General features: G+C 31.4%; 14 protein-coding genes and 5 tRNA genes. 10 read left to right on the top strand and 9 right to left on the bottom strand.

Going from position 1 to position 15,139, the window contains the following annotated elements; translation table 11 throughout:
• Positions 1 to 143 precede the first annotated feature (143 nt).
• The 3 genes from ACTS9J_RS13390 (at position 144) to ACTS9J_RS13380 (ending at position 2,516) form a co-directional block, all read left to right on the top strand.
• Positions 144 to 410 carry a hypothetical protein gene (locus ACTS9J_RS13390; protein ID WP_448353329.1) on the top strand — a complete coding sequence of 89 codons (267 nt, stop codon included), beginning with the start codon at positions 144 to 146 and terminating at the stop codon, positions 408 to 410.
• 54 nt (positions 411 to 464) lie between these two features.
• On the top strand, positions 465 to 1,343 hold the full coding sequence (locus ACTS9J_RS13385) for an IS982 family transposase (protein ID WP_448353131.1): 879 nt from the start codon (positions 465 to 467) through the stop codon (positions 1,341 to 1,343).
• A 510-nt stretch (positions 1,344 to 1,853) separates the two neighbouring features.
• Positions 1,854 to 2,516: a porin family protein gene (locus ACTS9J_RS13380; RefSeq protein ID WP_448353328.1), complete on the top strand. Its 663-nt coding sequence runs from the start codon at positions 1,854 to 1,856 to the stop codon at positions 2,514 to 2,516.
• Between the two features lie 76 nt (positions 2,517 to 2,592).
• Here the strand turns inward: ACTS9J_RS13380 and ACTS9J_RS13375 are convergent, their stop codons facing one another.
• Genes ACTS9J_RS13375 through ACTS9J_RS13365 form a run of 3 tightly spaced genes read right to left on the bottom strand, consistent with a single transcriptional unit; the run spans position 2,593 to position 6,038 of the window.
• On the bottom strand, positions 2,593 to 3,804 hold the full coding sequence (locus tag ACTS9J_RS13375; RefSeq protein WP_448353327.1) for an FtsX-like permease family protein: 1,212 nt from the start codon (positions 3,802 to 3,804) through the stop codon (positions 2,593 to 2,595).
• On the bottom strand, positions 3,788 to 4,429 hold the full coding sequence (locus ACTS9J_RS13370) for an ATP-binding cassette domain-containing protein (RefSeq protein WP_115001533.1): 642 nt from the start codon (positions 4,427 to 4,429) through the stop codon (positions 3,788 to 3,790). The genes ACTS9J_RS13375 and ACTS9J_RS13370 overlap by 17 nt, the downstream gene beginning before the upstream one ends.
• Positions 4,419 to 6,038 (bottom strand): DUF4836 family protein, encoded by a 1,620-nt coding sequence (locus ACTS9J_RS13365; RefSeq protein WP_448353326.1) that lies wholly within the window; start codon positions 6,036 to 6,038, stop codon positions 4,419 to 4,421. The genes ACTS9J_RS13370 and ACTS9J_RS13365 overlap by 11 nt, the downstream gene beginning before the upstream one ends.
• Before the next feature lie 213 nt (positions 6,039 to 6,251).
• Between ACTS9J_RS13365 and ileS the strand changes: the two genes are divergently transcribed.
• The 4 genes from ileS (at position 6,252) to ACTS9J_RS13345 (ending at position 11,170) form a co-directional block, all read left to right on the top strand.
• Positions 6,252 to 9,659, top strand: coding sequence for an isoleucine--tRNA ligase (gene ileS / locus ACTS9J_RS13360; protein ID WP_448353325.1), 3,408 nt, complete (start codon positions 6,252 to 6,254; stop codon positions 9,657 to 9,659).
• A gap of 4 nt (positions 9,660 to 9,663) precedes the next feature.
• Entirely contained in the window at positions 9,664 to 10,050 is a 387-nt protein-coding gene (locus ACTS9J_RS13355) for a TraR/DksA family transcriptional regulator (RefSeq protein ID WP_115001530.1), read from the top strand.
• Between the two features lie 9 nt (positions 10,051 to 10,059).
• Entirely contained in the window at positions 10,060 to 10,704 is a 645-nt protein-coding gene (locus tag ACTS9J_RS13350; protein WP_448353324.1) for a lipoprotein signal peptidase, read from the top strand.
• Positions 10,705 to 10,777: 73 nt separating this feature from the next.
• Positions 10,778 to 11,170 (top strand): hypothetical protein, encoded by a 393-nt coding sequence (locus tag ACTS9J_RS13345; protein WP_188319080.1) that lies wholly within the window; start codon positions 10,778 to 10,780, stop codon positions 11,168 to 11,170.
• A gap of 39 nt (positions 11,171 to 11,209) precedes the next feature.
• Here ACTS9J_RS13345 and ACTS9J_RS13340 read toward each other — a convergent pair.
• The 6 genes from ACTS9J_RS13340 to ACTS9J_RS13315 all read right to left on the bottom strand — a co-directional run bounded on the left by ACTS9J_RS13340 (position 11,210) and on the right by ACTS9J_RS13315 (position 12,794).
• Positions 11,210 to 11,284: transfer RNA gene (locus tag ACTS9J_RS13340), tRNA-Val, on the bottom strand.
• Between the two features lie 41 nt (positions 11,285 to 11,325).
• Positions 11,326 to 11,400: transfer RNA gene (locus ACTS9J_RS13335), tRNA-Val, on the bottom strand.
• Positions 11,401 to 11,450: 50 nt separating this feature from the next.
• Positions 11,451 to 11,525: transfer RNA gene (locus ACTS9J_RS13330), tRNA-Val, on the bottom strand.
• A 50-nt stretch (positions 11,526 to 11,575) separates the two neighbouring features.
• Positions 11,576 to 11,650: transfer RNA gene (locus ACTS9J_RS13325), tRNA-Val, on the bottom strand.
• Positions 11,651 to 11,700: 50 nt separating this feature from the next.
• Positions 11,701 to 11,775: transfer RNA gene (locus tag ACTS9J_RS13320), tRNA-Val, on the bottom strand.
• A gap of 125 nt (positions 11,776 to 11,900) precedes the next feature.
• Positions 11,901 to 12,794 (bottom strand): lysylphosphatidylglycerol synthase transmembrane domain-containing protein, encoded by an 894-nt coding sequence (locus ACTS9J_RS13315; RefSeq protein WP_171622364.1) that lies wholly within the window; start codon positions 12,792 to 12,794, stop codon positions 11,901 to 11,903.
• Between the two features lie 121 nt (positions 12,795 to 12,915).
• Here ACTS9J_RS13315 and ACTS9J_RS13310 point away from each other — a divergent pair, with 121 nt between their 5' ends.
• From ACTS9J_RS13310 to ACTS9J_RS13300, 3 genes are read left to right on the top strand one after another with little or no spacing between them, the layout of a single operon-like run.
• Positions 12,916 to 13,716 carry an SDR family NAD(P)-dependent oxidoreductase gene (locus ACTS9J_RS13310; protein WP_448353323.1) on the top strand — a complete coding sequence of 267 codons (801 nt, stop codon included), beginning with the start codon at positions 12,916 to 12,918 and terminating at the stop codon, positions 13,714 to 13,716.
• Between the two features lie 3 nt (positions 13,717 to 13,719).
• Positions 13,720 to 14,172 carry a GNAT family N-acetyltransferase gene (locus tag ACTS9J_RS13305; protein WP_286494699.1) on the top strand — a complete coding sequence of 151 codons (453 nt, stop codon included), beginning with the start codon at positions 13,720 to 13,722 and terminating at the stop codon, positions 14,170 to 14,172.
• On the top strand, positions 14,169 to 15,107 hold the full coding sequence (locus ACTS9J_RS13300; RefSeq protein ID WP_286494698.1) for a hypothetical protein: 939 nt from the start codon (positions 14,169 to 14,171) through the stop codon (positions 15,105 to 15,107). The genes ACTS9J_RS13305 and ACTS9J_RS13300 overlap by 4 nt, the downstream gene beginning before the upstream one ends.
• Positions 15,108 to 15,139 lie beyond the last annotated feature (32 nt).

Genomic DNA, 15,139 nt, shown 5'->3' with positions numbered 1-15,139 from the left:
TTTTTGTGAAATAAAGTTCTGAATATTAGGTTATTGTTAATTTTAGTATTTTTTATCATTATCTAGTTTTTAACTTTGGCACATAAATTGAAATTATGCAAATAAGTTTAACAAAATTGTAAATATTTTAAAACATTATAAAAATGAAAAAAGTATTATTAACAGCTGCTTTCGCAGTAGCAGGTATGGTAGGAGTTTCAGCGCAAACAACAGGTATAGAAGGTACAGTTCACGTAGGTATTCCAGTAGGAGAGACAGCAGATGTATCTTCATTTAATATCGGAGTAGATTTAGCTTATTTACATCCTATTGCAAATAACTTTAAATTAGGTGCTAAAGTAGGTTATGATCATTTTATTGGAAAAGAGTATAAAATTAACCCGTTGTGCATTTTGATTAATAAAGAATAAAGTTGTTCATTTGATTGAAAATCAGTAAATTGTTTTAACTACAAAACATTTACAATGAACAACTTACTTGCAAATTACGAAAGAATATTGGAAGTTCTTCGAAAAATATCAAGAGATACACTTTTAATTTATCAACGTAGAAAACCTAAACTTTTTGATTTAGAACTCATAAGTCTTGTTTTAACAGCTGAATTTATGGGTATTGATAGTGAAAATCATTTATTTCGAAATCTTCCTAATGCGTTAAGTTGTAAAATTGAGCGTAGTATTTACAATCGTAGAAAACGAAGATTATCAGAGCAAATTAATAGTATTCGCCTCAAATTAGCGAAAGAATTTAATGAATTTGAAAATTGTTTTATCGTTGATAGTATGCCGTTGGAGGTGTGCAAAATAGCAAGAATTAATCGCTCTAAAATTTGCAAAGAACATCAGTATAGTGCACCAAATAGAGGTTTTTGTGCTTCTCAGCAAATGTCTTTTTATGGCTATAAACTTCATGCTGTTTGTTCTTTAACTGGTGTTTTCCAGAGTATTGATATTAGTCCCGCATCTGTTCATGATATTCATTTTTTGAAAGATATAAAATCTCAACTGTCAGATTGTGTGCTACTTGGTGACAGAGGCTATTTGTCACAAACAATTCAAATTGACTTATTTAATGAAGCCAATATTCGATTAGAAACACCGAAAAGATCCAATCAAAAAGAGTATAAACCTCAGTTTTATCCATTCAAAAAGTATCGAAAAAGAATTGAAACGTTATTTTCTCAACTATGTGATCAGTTTATGATTAGACGAAATTATGCAAAGACTTTCGAAGGATTTAAAACCAGAATTTTAGCTAAAATTACTGCACTTACTGTGGTTCAGTACATTAATAAAACATACTTTAATCGAAATATTAATAATCTAAAAACCCAAATTATTTAAAATGCACAACGGGTTAAAATTAATAATGTAGTTGTAGCTGAAAAAGATGATGTTGGATTTATTCCATTAGCAGCAACAGCTAAATACGAGTTTGGAAATAATTTATTTGTAGGTGCTGATTTAGGTTATGCTTTCGCTACAACTGACGGTTATGAAGGAGGTTTATTTTGGCAGCCTAAAATTGGCTATTCTGCTTCAACATGGGATTTATATGCAGGGTATAAAGGAATTTCTGCTGGTCCAGAAAATAATAACACTGTAGATTGGAAATATAATGCAGTATCTGTTGGTTTTGCTTATAAATTCTAATAGAAAATAACGTATAATTTATAAAAGCTATATCGAAAGATGTAGCTTTTTTTTATTAATATGCTTTTATGAATGTTAAAATTAAATGATTAATATATTTAAAATGAGTTAATTAATATTTGTAGTACTCTTTTTTAACATTATTTGGCACAAGACTTGAAATTATGCATACATCATAATTAGAACTATAAAATTTAAAAGATGAAAAAAATATTTTTTATTGCTGCTGCAATGTTAGGAGTTGTAAGTTTGAGCGCACAAGAAAAAACTACATCGCCACAATTTGGTATTAAATCCAGTGTAAATATGTCTTCTTTCAATGGAAAAGATGTAAATGATAATGATTATAAAGTAGGTTTTAGCGCAGGTCTTTATGGACACTTTCCAATTACTGATCAATTTGCCGTTCAACCAGAGGTAAATTTTACAAGAATGGGAGGAAAGTACAAAGACGAAGTAATGGAAGTAGGAAATACAACTGTAAAAAGTAAAAACAAAACGACTTTAGATTATATTCAAGTTCCAATCATGTTCAAATACTATCCTGCTGCATCTCGTTTTAATATAGAGGCTGGTCCACAATTTGGATTTAATCTGTATGCGAGCAACAAACAATCTACAAGTACATATGCGAATAATACCGTTTACACAACAGAACAAAAGTTTGATGTAAAAGATGATGTAAAAAACTTTGACTTTGGTGTTAACTTCGGTTTGGGATATAATGTAACAGACAATATCAATGTTGGAGCGAGATATTATATGGGATTAACTAAAATAGGAGATAATAAAAACAATAACAATGTAGAAGTTGGAGATGTAAAAAATCATTCGTTTTCTGTAGGAGTTGGATATTCGTTCTAATCGAGAATATTAAGCATAAACAAAAGGATTCTGAAAATTTTCAGAATCCTTTTTTGTGTTTTTATAAAATTTAGTATTAATCTTTCAAAGCAATTTTTTTGACGGATTGTGTCAAAATTATTTTATTAATGATGAATAAAATGATCACGATGATTAATCCAAAACCGATCACTTCCCAAACATGCGAAGTTTCTGTTGCCATAAATTTACCGACTTTTTCTTTGATGATATCCAAAATAAAATAAACCAACGGAATCGAAATAATATAACTGATTAACATAAATATAATCGAAAATTTAAGATACGGACGAGCCAATTGATTGATGTTATATCCAATCAAAAATAAATCTTTCGTTTTGTGTTTATTCTTTTCAATCATCAATTGAAAATTGATAATCATCAACCAAATCGCTGCAAAAACAATGATTAAACCAATAAATAAAACCAACGAAAAAGCTAATTTTAGATAATACGTCAATTCATTATTTTTCAATTCATCTTTGTTGATATCATAATTTTGTTGCTCAAAATAAGTCGAAGCATTTTCGTCACCTTGAGATTTCGTTTCAACAACAATTCTTGATGGTGCTAAACTTTTTAGAGGTGCATACGTTTGATTTGCCCACTCCAAAAAGTTTTCGGGAACTAAAATGGTATTAATTTTAGTCGTAAAATCGACAATTCTTGCTTGATATACTTTCTGATTTTCTCCTTTTCCTAAAATCAATTGAAAAGGAATTTTAGTAAATAATCCTTCCGAAACTTGTGGTAAACCTTGACTTGTTGCAAAACCGAAATTGTACAAATTCAAATAACTTTTCGGAATAATAATCGGAATAAAATCTTGTCCTTCTTGCCATTTCCAATCTGATTCTTTTACATCAATAAAATCTTCAGGAACAGATTCAAAAAATAAATCAGTCGAAAAACCACGAATTCCAGCAACACCACCAACTTGCAATTTTACAGGAAATTGACTGCTTTTGAATGTTCCAACTTTTGCAACAAAATTCTGTGATTTCAAATCATTAATTTCATTTTCACTAAAACTTGGTTTTTCACCAGTCAACGTTTGTAAAGACGATATTTTTTTGTTTAAGACCACATAATTTGCTTTCCAAACTGAACTATCTTCTCCAAAATTTTTGGCATAATCCAAATAAATTGTTCCAGCCAAAATCAAGATGAAAAATCCAATGATTGAGAAAAAACAAAAGGTTGTAATTCGCAAGAAACTTAGGTTTTTACGAACTAATTTTTCGATTAAAGTTTTAGAGTTGAATGACATTTGCAAGGCGTTTATCGTGAATTTCGTGTAAGCTTGTAAAGATGATTCCAGCGTTATTTTTTGTAGCTTCTTCGGTAACCAAATCAATCAGAAGTTGTTGATTTACTTCATCTAAATGACTAAAAGGTTCGTCCAAAAGCAAAAAATCAAATGGTTGACAAAGTGCACGAATCACAGCAATTCGTTGACGTTGACCATAAGAAAGATGAATCGCTTTTTGATGTAAATGACTTTTTAAACCAACTTTTTCGATCCATTCAATAATTTGATTTTCGGATTGATGTTGCGTTAATACATTTTTTAATTGAATATTTTCCATCAAAGTCAATTCTTCAAACAAATGTAAACCTTGAAAAACATACGCAATTTTTTCACGTCTAATTTTTGTCCAATCATTCAAAGAATAATTCTTAATATTTTGTCCATCAAATAAAACTTCTCCGTCATAATCTTTTCTATCACCGTACAAAATATTAATCAACGTCGATTTTCCAACACCAGAATGTGCAACGATTTGATAAATATTTCCACTCGAAAAAGTGTATGTATTTTTCCAAATTTCAGATTGTTCGAACCCAAATTCCTTCAAAGGATGCGGAACAAGTTGACTGATTTTAATTTCCATTTTGTTGTGCAGCTTGATTGAAAAATAGTGAATAAGCTTGGTCTAAAAGTAAGAAAATCACTTCCAAACTATTTTTATCCGTCTTTTTCATATGTATTTTTCCTGTTTTTGTGTATTCATTCGAAACGCGGTAATCGATGTGATCAAAATAAGATAAAACCGTTTGCATTTCTTTCGTATTTCCGAACGGAATTTGTTGATAAATATAATTTTGAACTTCTTTTGGATATTGATCAAAATTTAAATTCACGTAACCAAACATCGGATTTGAAGCATTTGTAGCATATTCTGATGTAACAAAATTTGAAGAACTTACCATGTTGTTTAAATATTGATTCATGATCGATTGATTATTTGTGATGTACATCAAATTGTTTTTGTACGTCATATAAATCTTCATATTTGTCGAAAGTGGCAGCATGTAATAAGATCCAATTTTCTGAATATTTTCTTGATGGGCTTTAATAAATTCGTTGAAGAAAAGATCATTTTTCATTTTTCCACCCAAAACAAATTGCGGATAAACAACCTGCTTAATAAAAGCTTCTTTCTTACCAAAAAAATCATTTGGATTAAATGCTTTTCCGATCTCAAAATCATAAACACTAAACAAAGCTTCGCCTTCAAAACTTTGTTCTAATTTGTTCAAATCAATTTCATATTGTTCTAAAAAAGTAGTCAAGAAATTTTGATTTTCGAACACATAACGCGTGTTGGCAGGATAAATTCCAAGTCCAATATTCATGTAACTTTGTGCAGGAAAATATTTAAAAAAATCAGTATTGATTTTTGATTTCCACATCGGATGTTTTTGCAATTCAACTTTTGTAATTGCATCTGGATGAAATTTTTGTGTAAAACTAATTCCGTCCGAAGTAAAGGAAATAAAATTAACCCAAGAACTTTTTGTGAAATCAAGGTTTTTCTTTTCAGAACTTTCGTGTTTTGAGAAGTTTTTCAAAAAGTTTCCAGTGTACCAAATGTTGATATCCTGCGAGTTTTTAACAAAATCTCCAAAACTATTATTTTCCTTCGCAAGTGAATGTTTATCGTTGATAATTTTCGTAAAATAATCTTGAATTGCTTTTTCTCCAACACCAAATTCAGAAACAATCAATAAAAATTGAGATTTATTCCAAGCCATAAACGGTTTATTGAATCCAGAAATCGTCGTAAAACCATCTTTCTTTTCAAACGAAATATTTTTTTTGTATAAACCTTTGTAAATGGTTGATAAATGTTTTTCAAACTGATCTTTGTCGCGCATATTTGTAATCAACGCAACCATATTTTTTCCATTAATTTTTTGCCCAAAAAGGTAAATAGGACTGATAATATCTACGCCTGCTGAGGTCGGATTGTTTTTGATATCATTTAATAATTGATCAAAAGTCGGATCTTGATTTTTAAGTTCGCCTTCGGCTAATTGATAAATTTTGTATTGTTCTAATTTCTGAAAATTACCTTTTTCTGCAATTGATTTTGGATTTATCAACGCAACAAAATCTGCATCAGTTGGAATCAAAACCGTATAATCTTCGTTTTTGGAACAACTTGCAAAAAGCAAAATAATGAATAGAATCGAGTAATATTTGAAGCCTTTTTTCATCGAAAAAATATCTTTAAAAATTGTTGTTAATTATTTGGTTAATGCTGAATTAAATCTGAAAACATCTGATTTTTATTCAAGAATTGTTAAATCTATAATATCGGGATAAATTTAAGCAATTATTAATATGATTTTCGTTTCTATAACAATAAAAATATGTAAAAATTTCTTATATTCGCACTCCTTGATTTAGAAGAAATAAGAAAGAATTCGATGGCAAAAAAGTTTAGAGAATATAAGCACTTAGACTTGGTACAAGTCTCAAAAGAAACGTTAGAAGAATGGAAACAAAATAATGTTTTCGAAAAAAGTATTTCTACGCGTGATGGAAATCCATCTTTTGTGTTCTATGAAGGTCCTCCTTCTGCAAACGGAAAGCCAGGGATTCACCACGTTTTAGCACGTTCTATCAAAGATATATTTTGTCGTTACCAAACCTTGAAAGGAAAACAAGTTTTTCGTAAAGCGGGTTGGGATACGCATGGTTTACCAGTAGAATTGGGAACTGAGAAAGAATTAGGAATTACCAAAGAAGATATTGGAACTAAAATTTCAATTGAAGAATATAACGAAGCGTGTAAACGTACAGTAATGCGTTACACAGATTTGTGGAATGATTTGACTGAAAAAATGGGTTATTGGGTGGATATGGAAGATCCATATATCACGTATAAACCAAAATATATGGAGTCTGTTTGGTGGTTGTTGAAGCAAATTTATAACAAAGATTTGTTGTACAAAGGTTATACAATTCAACCATATTCTCCTAAAGCTGGTACAGGTTTATCTTCACACGAGTTAAATCAACCAGGAACTTATCAAGATGTTACAGATACAACGATTGTTGCTCAATTTAAAGTAAACAAAGATTCTACAGATTTATTCAATGATTTTGATGGAGATGTGTATTTCTTAGCTTGGACAACAACACCTTGGACGTTGCCATCAAATACAGCGTTAACAGTTGGTCCAGATATCGATTATGTTGTAGTTGAAACATTCAATCAATATACATTCGAGCCAATTCGCGTAATTTTAGGAAAACCATTGGTTGCTAAACAATTCGGTAAACCATATTTCTTAGCAGAAACAGAAGAAGATTTTAAAGTTTATGCGGCAGGAAATAAGACAATTCCTTATAGAATTGTAGGAGAATACAAAGGTGCTGATTTTGTTGGAACTCGTTATGAGCAACTATTACCTTGGGCGTTGCCTTACGAAAATGCAGAGAATGCTTTCCAAGTAATTCCTGGAGATTTCGTAACAACAGAAGATGGTACAGGTATCGTACATACTGCGCCTACTTTTGGTGCGGATGATGCGCGTGTTGCAAAAGAAGCTGGTGTTCCACCAATGTTGGTATTAGATACGCATGGAAATGCTGTTCCTTTAGTAGATTTACAAGGTCGTTTTGTGGCTGATTTACCAGAAGGTTATGGAGGTAAATATGTAAAAAATGAATATTACGATGATGGAACTGCTCCTGAAAAATCGGTTGATGTAGAAATCGCGATTTTATTAAAAGAGCAAAACAAAGCCTTCAAAGTAGAGAAATATAAACACAGTTACCCACATTGTTGGAGAACAGACAAACCTATTTTATATTATCCATTAGATTCTTGGTTTATCAAGGTAACGGATGTGAAAGACCGTATGGTTGAATTGAATAAAGAAATCAATTGGAAGCCTAAAGCGACTGGAGAAGGACGTTTCGGAAACTGGTTAGAAAATGCCAATGATTGGAATTTATCTCGTTCTCGTTATTGGGGAATTCCATTGCCAATATGGAGAACTGAAGAAGGGGATGAAGTTACAGTAATTGGTTCCGTAGAAGAATTAGTTGCTGAAATTGAAAAATCAATTGCGACAGGCGTAATGACTTCTAATCCTTTCCAAAATTTCGAAGTTGGAAATATGACAGAAGAAAACTATGATTTAATCGACTTACACAAAAATGTAGTAGATGAAATTACATTAGTTTCTGAATCAGGAAAACCAATGAAACGCGAAGCGGATTTGATTGACGTTTGGTTTGATTCTGGAGCAATGCCTTATGCGCAAGTTCACTATCCATTCGAAAATAAAGAATTGATTGATAATGGAACAATGTATCCAGCTGATTTTATTGCAGAAGGTGTCGATCAAACACGTGGTTGGTTCTATACATTACACGCAATCGGAACATTAGTTTTTGATTCGAAAGCATATAAAAATGTAATGTCAAACGGATTGGTATTAGACAAAAATGGTCAAAAAATGTCAAAACGTTTGGGGAATGCTGTCGATCCATTCGATACATTGGCAACTTATGGTCCTGATGCAACACGTTGGTACATGATTGCGAATGCGCAACCTTGGGAAAACTTAAAATTTGATATTGCTGGAGTGGACGAAGTTCGTCGTAAATTCTTCGGAACATTATATAATACCTATTCATTCTTCGCATTATACGCGAATGTGGACGGATTTACATTTGAAGAAGAAGAAATTCCTGTAAATGAAAGAGCTGAATTAGATCAATGGATTATTTCTGAATTGAATACATTAACGAAAAAAGTTGATGCCTTTTTAACAGATTATGAACCAACAAAAGCGGCTCGTGCTATTCAAGAATTTGTAATTGATAATTTATCAAATTGGCACGTACGTTTATCAAGAAGACGTTTTTGGAGAGGTGATTATTCGAAAGATAAAATTGCAGCTTACCAAACATTGTACAAAGTTTTAGAAACGGTTTCAATTTTAGGTTCTCCAATCGCACCATTCTTCATGGATCGTTTGTACAAAGATTTGAATGCAGCTACAGGTAAAAATCCTGCAGAATCTGTGCATTTAGCAGATTTCCCCGTTGCAGACGAATCATTGATTAAAACCGAATTAGAAGAACAAACGCATTTAGCACAAACGGCGACAAGTATGATTTTATCACTTCGTAAATTGAGTGATAACAAAGTACGTCAACCATTACAAAAAGTAATGATTCCTGTATTGAATGATACGATGAAAGCTAATTTGGAAGCTGTATCAGAATTATTGAAACAAGAAGTTAACGTTAAAGAAATTCAACTTTTAACAAACGAAGAAGCATCAAGTCTTTTAGTGAAATCTATTAAACCTAATTTCAAGACTTTAGGTCCGAAATATGGAAAAGAAATGAAAGCTATTTCGGCTGCTACAGCAGAATTAACGAATGAAGAAATTGTTAAATTAGAGCAATCAGGTAAAATAGATTTGTTAATTGACAACAAAACATTAACTTTAGATTTAGAAGATTTTGAAATCGCTACAAAAGACATCCCAGGATGGACTGTTGCTTCTAATTCTACATTGACAGTAGCACTTGATTTAAAATTAACTGAAGTATTAATTAATGAAGGTGTTGCACGTGAATTGGTAAATAGAATTCAAAATATACGTAAAGAAACCGGACTAGAAGTAACCGACAAAATTATACTTAACTTAAAAAATGATGAATCAATCGTAAATGCAGTCGAGCAAAACAAAGATTACATTTGTTCTGAAACATTAGCTGAAGATCTTGTTTTACAAGACCAAGTTGCAAAGGGAGCAGAGGTTGAAATTAATGGATTGATGACGCAAATTGCGATTACAAAACTGTAAGCGTATGGCAACAACAGATGAAAAAGTAAGGTACTCTGATGCAGAGTTGGAAGAGTTTAGAGCAATAATTCAAGAGAAATTAGATCAAGCGATAAAAGATTACGAATTATTGAAAGAAGCTTACACGAACGATAGTAACAATGGTACTGACGATACGTCTCCAACGTTCAAGGCGTTTGAGGAAGGTTCTGAAACCATGTCGAAAGAACAAAATGCACAATTAGCAGCACGCCAAGATAAATTTATCCGTGATTTGAAAAATGCATTGTTACGTATTTCGAACAAAACATACGGTATTTGCCGTGTAACAGGAAAATTAATTAACAAAGATCGTTTGAAATTAGTTCCGCATGCAACATTAAGCATCGAAGCTAAAAATATGCAACGTTAATCAAGTATTTTGAAAAAAGTAGTACTCATTACCATTTTGGTTTTAATCATTGATCAAATTTCAAAATTTTACGTAAAAACACACTTTTTTTTAGGTGAAGACGTAGATGTTTTGGGTTGGTTTAAAATAGCATTTGTAGAAAACCCTGGAATGGCATATGGAATGCATTTCGGAGGAGAAACAGGAAAAATAGTTTTATCACTTTTACGAATTGCTTTAATCGGAATGATTATCTACTATATTAATGCATGGTCGAAAAAACTAAATAATAACTTCTTTATCATTCCGATTGCGCTTGTTTTGGCAGGTGCAATAGGGAATGTACTTGATGGAATTTTTTATGGCGTTATTTTCGATAAAGGAACTACTTACAATGAAATGTTTCAGGATTGGGTAGGATATCAAGGTGTCGCACAAGCAAACTTCGCTGGTTATTCTAGTTGGTTTACGGGCTGTGTCGTAGATATGCTTTATTTCCCAATTGTGGAGTTTGATTGGCCTTCTTGGATTCCAATTATAGGCGGACAACATTATAAGTTCTTTCAGCCTGTATTTAATATCGCAGATTCGGCTATTTTTATTGGAGGACTTACTTTGTTCCTTTTCCGTAAAAAAGCCTTTACAACCGAAAATGGTGTAAGATTAAGATTTTAAAAAGATAAATCCTCGATAATTAATTATCGAGGATTTTTTATGTTTGTATTCGATGGCATTTATAATTAAATAGATGAATAAATTTTATTTTAAAAATCAACTTTTAATAGCTTTTGTATTGTTTATTTTCTCGTTTTATGAAATTTATACCTTAAGGGTAAATGATTTAGTGATAAATGATAAAAACAAGAAAGAAATAACTGTATCAGAAATGAACTGTGGTGTAGGTAATGGAGCTTACTCAATTACATTTTTATATAATGATAAAAATTATAATACTAAAATATTAAGTGAACCATGTATAAATATGAATATTGGAGATAAATATGAATTATATTATTCAGATAAAAACGATGAATTTATAGATTATCATTCTTTCGAACATAGTAAAAAAGGAGTTGTTTTTTCTGTTCTAATTTTAATCTTATTTCTAATTCCTTATAAATCATTATTCAATAAAAAATAACATAAAAAAACGCTTTACAAATTGTAAAGCGTTTTTTTGTGGTCCCTACTGGATTCGAACCAGTGACCCCCTGCTTGTAAGGCAGGTGCTCTGAACCAACTGAGCTAAGAGACCTGTTTAGAATTTTATTTGAAAGACTTTCTATTGTCTTTATGTGGTCCCTACTGGATTCGAACCAGTGACCCCCTGCTTGTAAGGCAGGTGCTCTGAACCAGCTGAGCTAAGAGACCTAAGGTTCATTTTAAGATTTTTTTCGAACAGACTTCTTATTGTCTAAAAGTGGTCCCTACTGGATTCGAACCAGTGACCCCCTGCTTGTAAGGCAGGTGCTCTGAACCAGCTGAGCTAAGAGACCTAAGGTTCATTTAAGATTTTTTTCAAATAGACTTCTTATTGTCTAAAAAGTGGTCCCTACTGGATTCGAACCAGTGACCCCCTGCTTGTAAGGCAGGTGCTCTGAACCAGCTGAGCTAAGAGACCTAAGGTTCATTTAAGATTTTTTTCGAATAGACTTCTTATTGTCTAAAAAGTGGTCCCTACTGGATTCGAACCAGTGACCCCCTGCTTGTAAGGCAGGTGCTCTGAACCAGCTGAGCTAAGAGACCTTCGTAATTGGATTGCAAATATAGGGCTGTTTTTGAATAATCCAAATAGTTAAAATGAAAAATTTAAAATAAAATTCACACTTTTATCATAACTCTTTTCATTTCAAATAAATAATTTTAAGATTTTAAAAAGAAATTTTCGTCTTTTTCTTTTTCTCCTCTATTTTGACTCCTTTAAACAGGTAAATAATCCCAATAAATGAAATTGAAATGGTGATAATAGAGAAAATAAATGCTGCACTTGTTGCTAAAGTTTCATCGAAATGAAATCGCTGAGCTGCATACATAAACACTGCTTCTCTAATTCCGAAACCACTAAACGAAATAATCGATAAAATTCCTGATATTAAAAAAATCAATAAATAAATACTGAAATTCTCGGGATGAATATTCAATCCTTCCAAAACAAAATACAACATACCAACTTGTATCAGTTGTAAAACAATAGAATAAATCATCGAGTTGTAAAAAGTACGTTTATGGATAGGGAAAATTAAACCTAAAATAAAAGGAACAGTAATAAAACCAATCAGAGAAATGGCTAAAGAACCATATTGTATCCATGGATAATCTGTTAGATTAGATAAGAAAACTAAAAATACAATAATGAGCAACATTGCTGAAAGTCCAATAATTTTATCGAGAAAAACAGCTTGAGAAATTTTCTTTAAACTGATTTTATAATTTTTATTTAAAACATAAACTTTGTACGCATCGCCGCCAATTCCACCCGGAACAAAAGTGTTGTAAAACATTCCTAAGAAATACAAGCGTGCATTTGATTTATAAGATAAATCAAGATGGATATCTCGAAAATAATAATCTAATCGAAAGACAGATAAGGCTTGTGAAATAACGTACAGAATTACGGCAATAAAAATATAAATCCAATTGGCATTTTTGTAATGGCTAAAAATATCGAAGATATGTAGTTTTACAAAAAATATATAATAGATTAAAGCAATACTAATTGTAAGTTTAATTCCTGTAATGATGTATTTTTTAGTTTTTGGATTCAATTGAAATCTTTTGATAATTAACGCACAAATTTAGAGAATCTTCTATTAATCCTTCAAAAAATTATTTATCTACCAATATTTGTCTGATATTATGTAGTTTTGCGGATAAATTAATCGAATCATGCAATCAAAAGTTATTGTAATTACGGGCTCTTCTTCGGGGGTAGGATTGACTTTGGCAAATTATTTTCACGATAAAGGACATCAAGTTTATGGTTTATCAAGAACATCTAAAGGTCAAGAAAAATTTAAACATATTGCGACAGATGTTTCGGATAAAGAAAATGTAAAACGTAGTTTTCAGCAGATTTTTTCGGAAACAAATAACCAAATTGATGTGTTGATTAACAATGCCGGAATTGGAATGTTAGGCGCTGTGGAAGATGCTTCGAAAGCTGATATCGAGAAATTATTGGAGGTTAACGTCTATGGTCCAATTTATACAATGCAAGAAGTTTTGCCTACAATGCGCGCGCAAAAAAACGGTTATATCCTGAATGTTTCGTCGATTGCGAGTAACAATGGTTTGCCTTTTAGAGGATATTATTCGGCTTCGAAGGCGATGATTGATCGTTTGATTGAATCGGCTCGTTTGGAAAATCGTCACACAGGAGTAGAAATTGCTACGTTGAATTTTGGAGATATCAAAACCAATATTGCAGAAGGTCGTGTGAAAACTTTTGTGTCAAAATTTTATCAAAAAAGATATGATGCAATGGTTGCTGATATCGATCACGAAGTGCAAGATGGTACGCCAACAGAAGATTTGATTCCAATTATTGAAAATATTATGGCTCAAAAGAATTTGAAACCACATTATTATATTGGAAAATCGATGCAGAAATTTTCGGTAATCTTGAAAAATATTTTACCTCAAAAAATGTTCGAAAATATTATTGCAAAATATTCAAAATTAGATTAATAGATGGAAAAGGTTATTTGGCATTATAAATCTTTTGACGATTTAACATCGAAAGAGCTATATAAAATAGTGCAATTGCGTAACGAAGTTTTTGTGATTGAACAAAATTGTATTTACCAAGATTGCGATGATAAGGATTTGGTTTGTGGACATCTTTGGGCAACGATTGGCGATGAGGTTGCAGCGTATTCTCGAATTGTTCCGAAAGGAACTTCATACGAAAACGAACCTTCAATTGGTCGTGTAATTTCGAATCAAAAGTTTCGTCGTTATGGATTAGGGAAACAATTGATGAAAAATTCGGTTCAAATCATTGAAAATCAATTTAAAACGTCTTCAATCCGAATTTCTGCTCAATCTTATTTGAAAGAATTTTATTCTTCGTTTGGCTTCGAGCAAGTTTCGGAAGAATATTTAGAAGACGATATTCCGCATATCGAAATGTTGAGAAAATGAAATTTCTAAAATACTTTTTCATAACGCTATTTTCAGCTTTCATTGCATTGGTTTTGGTTGATGTTTATTATTCGAATCAACTCAAAAAAATGGCTTTGTTTAGCGGAGAAGTGCAAGAATGGAATCAAATAAGAGAAGGAAAAACGAAGGTTGAATTGGCTATTTTTGGTTCTTCTCGAGCATTTATTCAAATTAATCCGAATATTTTAGAACAAGATTTAAAACTGACCACGCATAATTTTGGATTAAACGGAAGTAAATTCAAAATGCAATTGTATCGTTTCAATTTGTATTTGAATCATAATCCAAAACCAAAAATAGTTGTTTGGAATTTAGATACTTTTTCGTTTTCACACATTGATGAAGTTTTTCAGCCAAATCAATATGCGCCATTTATGTTATGGAATTTTAAACTTTATGGTGCATTAAAAGAATATAAAGATACGAAATTGGTTGATTTTATTGTACCGCTTTATCGTTACAGAGATCAAACGTATTGGAAAGATCAAATTGTAAGGGCTAAGAAAGAAAAATTGCATAAAGACGGACTTTTTCGTGATGATGGTTTCAAATCATATAACCGAAAATGGAATGTTGATTGGGAAAAAATGAAAAAGAAAAACTCTGATTTTGACTTCTCAGATTATACTTTATTAGAAGAATTAATTGCGAAATGTGAGCAAGAAAATATTCAGCTTATTTTTACAATTGCACCCGAATTTTACAAAGGTCAAGATTATATGTTGAATCGAGAAGAAGTGATTAATCGTTATCAAACAACATTACAAAAGCATCATCTTCCGTTATTAGATTATTCGACTGATTCGATCAGTTATCAACAAAAATGGTTTTACAATACCACCCATTTAAACGATAAAGGGGCGGATGAGTTTACCAGAATATTAGCAACAGCTTTAAAACCTTATATGCAATAGGTGTACAATATAATTAACGCATTCAAAAAGAC

It is taken from the genome of Empedobacter sp. ULE_I140 (genome assembly GCF_053482575.1).
This window is presented reverse-complemented; position numbering and strand designations above follow the sequence as displayed.

Coding starts and splice junctions, on each gene's coding strand:
- ACTS9J_RS13310 (WP_448353323.1), top strand. CDS start 12,916: ATGCAATCAAAAGTTATTGTAATTACGGGCTCTTCTTCGGGGGTAGGA.
- ACTS9J_RS13390 (WP_448353329.1), top strand. CDS start 144: ATGAAAAAAGTATTATTAACAGCTGCTTTCGCAGTAGCAGGTATGGTA.
- ACTS9J_RS13385 (WP_448353131.1), top strand. CDS start 465: ATGAACAACTTACTTGCAAATTACGAAAGAATATTGGAAGTTCTTCGA.
- ACTS9J_RS13300 (WP_286494698.1), top strand. CDS start 14,169: ATGAAATTTCTAAAATACTTTTTCATAACGCTATTTTCAGCTTTCATT.
- ACTS9J_RS13355 (WP_115001530.1), top strand. CDS start 9,664: ATGGCAACAACAGATGAAAAAGTAAGGTACTCTGATGCAGAGTTGGAA.
- ACTS9J_RS13370 (WP_115001533.1), bottom strand. CDS start 4,429: ATGGAAATTAAAATCAGTCAACTTGTTCCGCATCCTTTGAAGGAATTT.
- ACTS9J_RS13365 (WP_448353326.1), bottom strand. CDS start 6,038: ATGAAAAAAGGCTTCAAATATTACTCGATTCTATTCATTATTTTGCTT.
- ileS (WP_448353325.1), top strand. CDS start 6,252: ATGGCAAAAAAGTTTAGAGAATATAAGCACTTAGACTTGGTACAAGTC.
- ACTS9J_RS13305 (WP_286494699.1), top strand. CDS start 13,720: ATGGAAAAGGTTATTTGGCATTATAAATCTTTTGACGATTTAACATCG.
- ACTS9J_RS13375 (WP_448353327.1), bottom strand. CDS start 3,804: ATGTCATTCAACTCTAAAACTTTAATCGAAAAATTAGTTCGTAAAAAC.
- ACTS9J_RS13380 (WP_448353328.1), top strand. CDS start 1,854: ATGAAAAAAATATTTTTTATTGCTGCTGCAATGTTAGGAGTTGTAAGT.
- ACTS9J_RS13345 (WP_188319080.1), top strand. CDS start 10,778: ATGAATAAATTTTATTTTAAAAATCAACTTTTAATAGCTTTTGTATTG.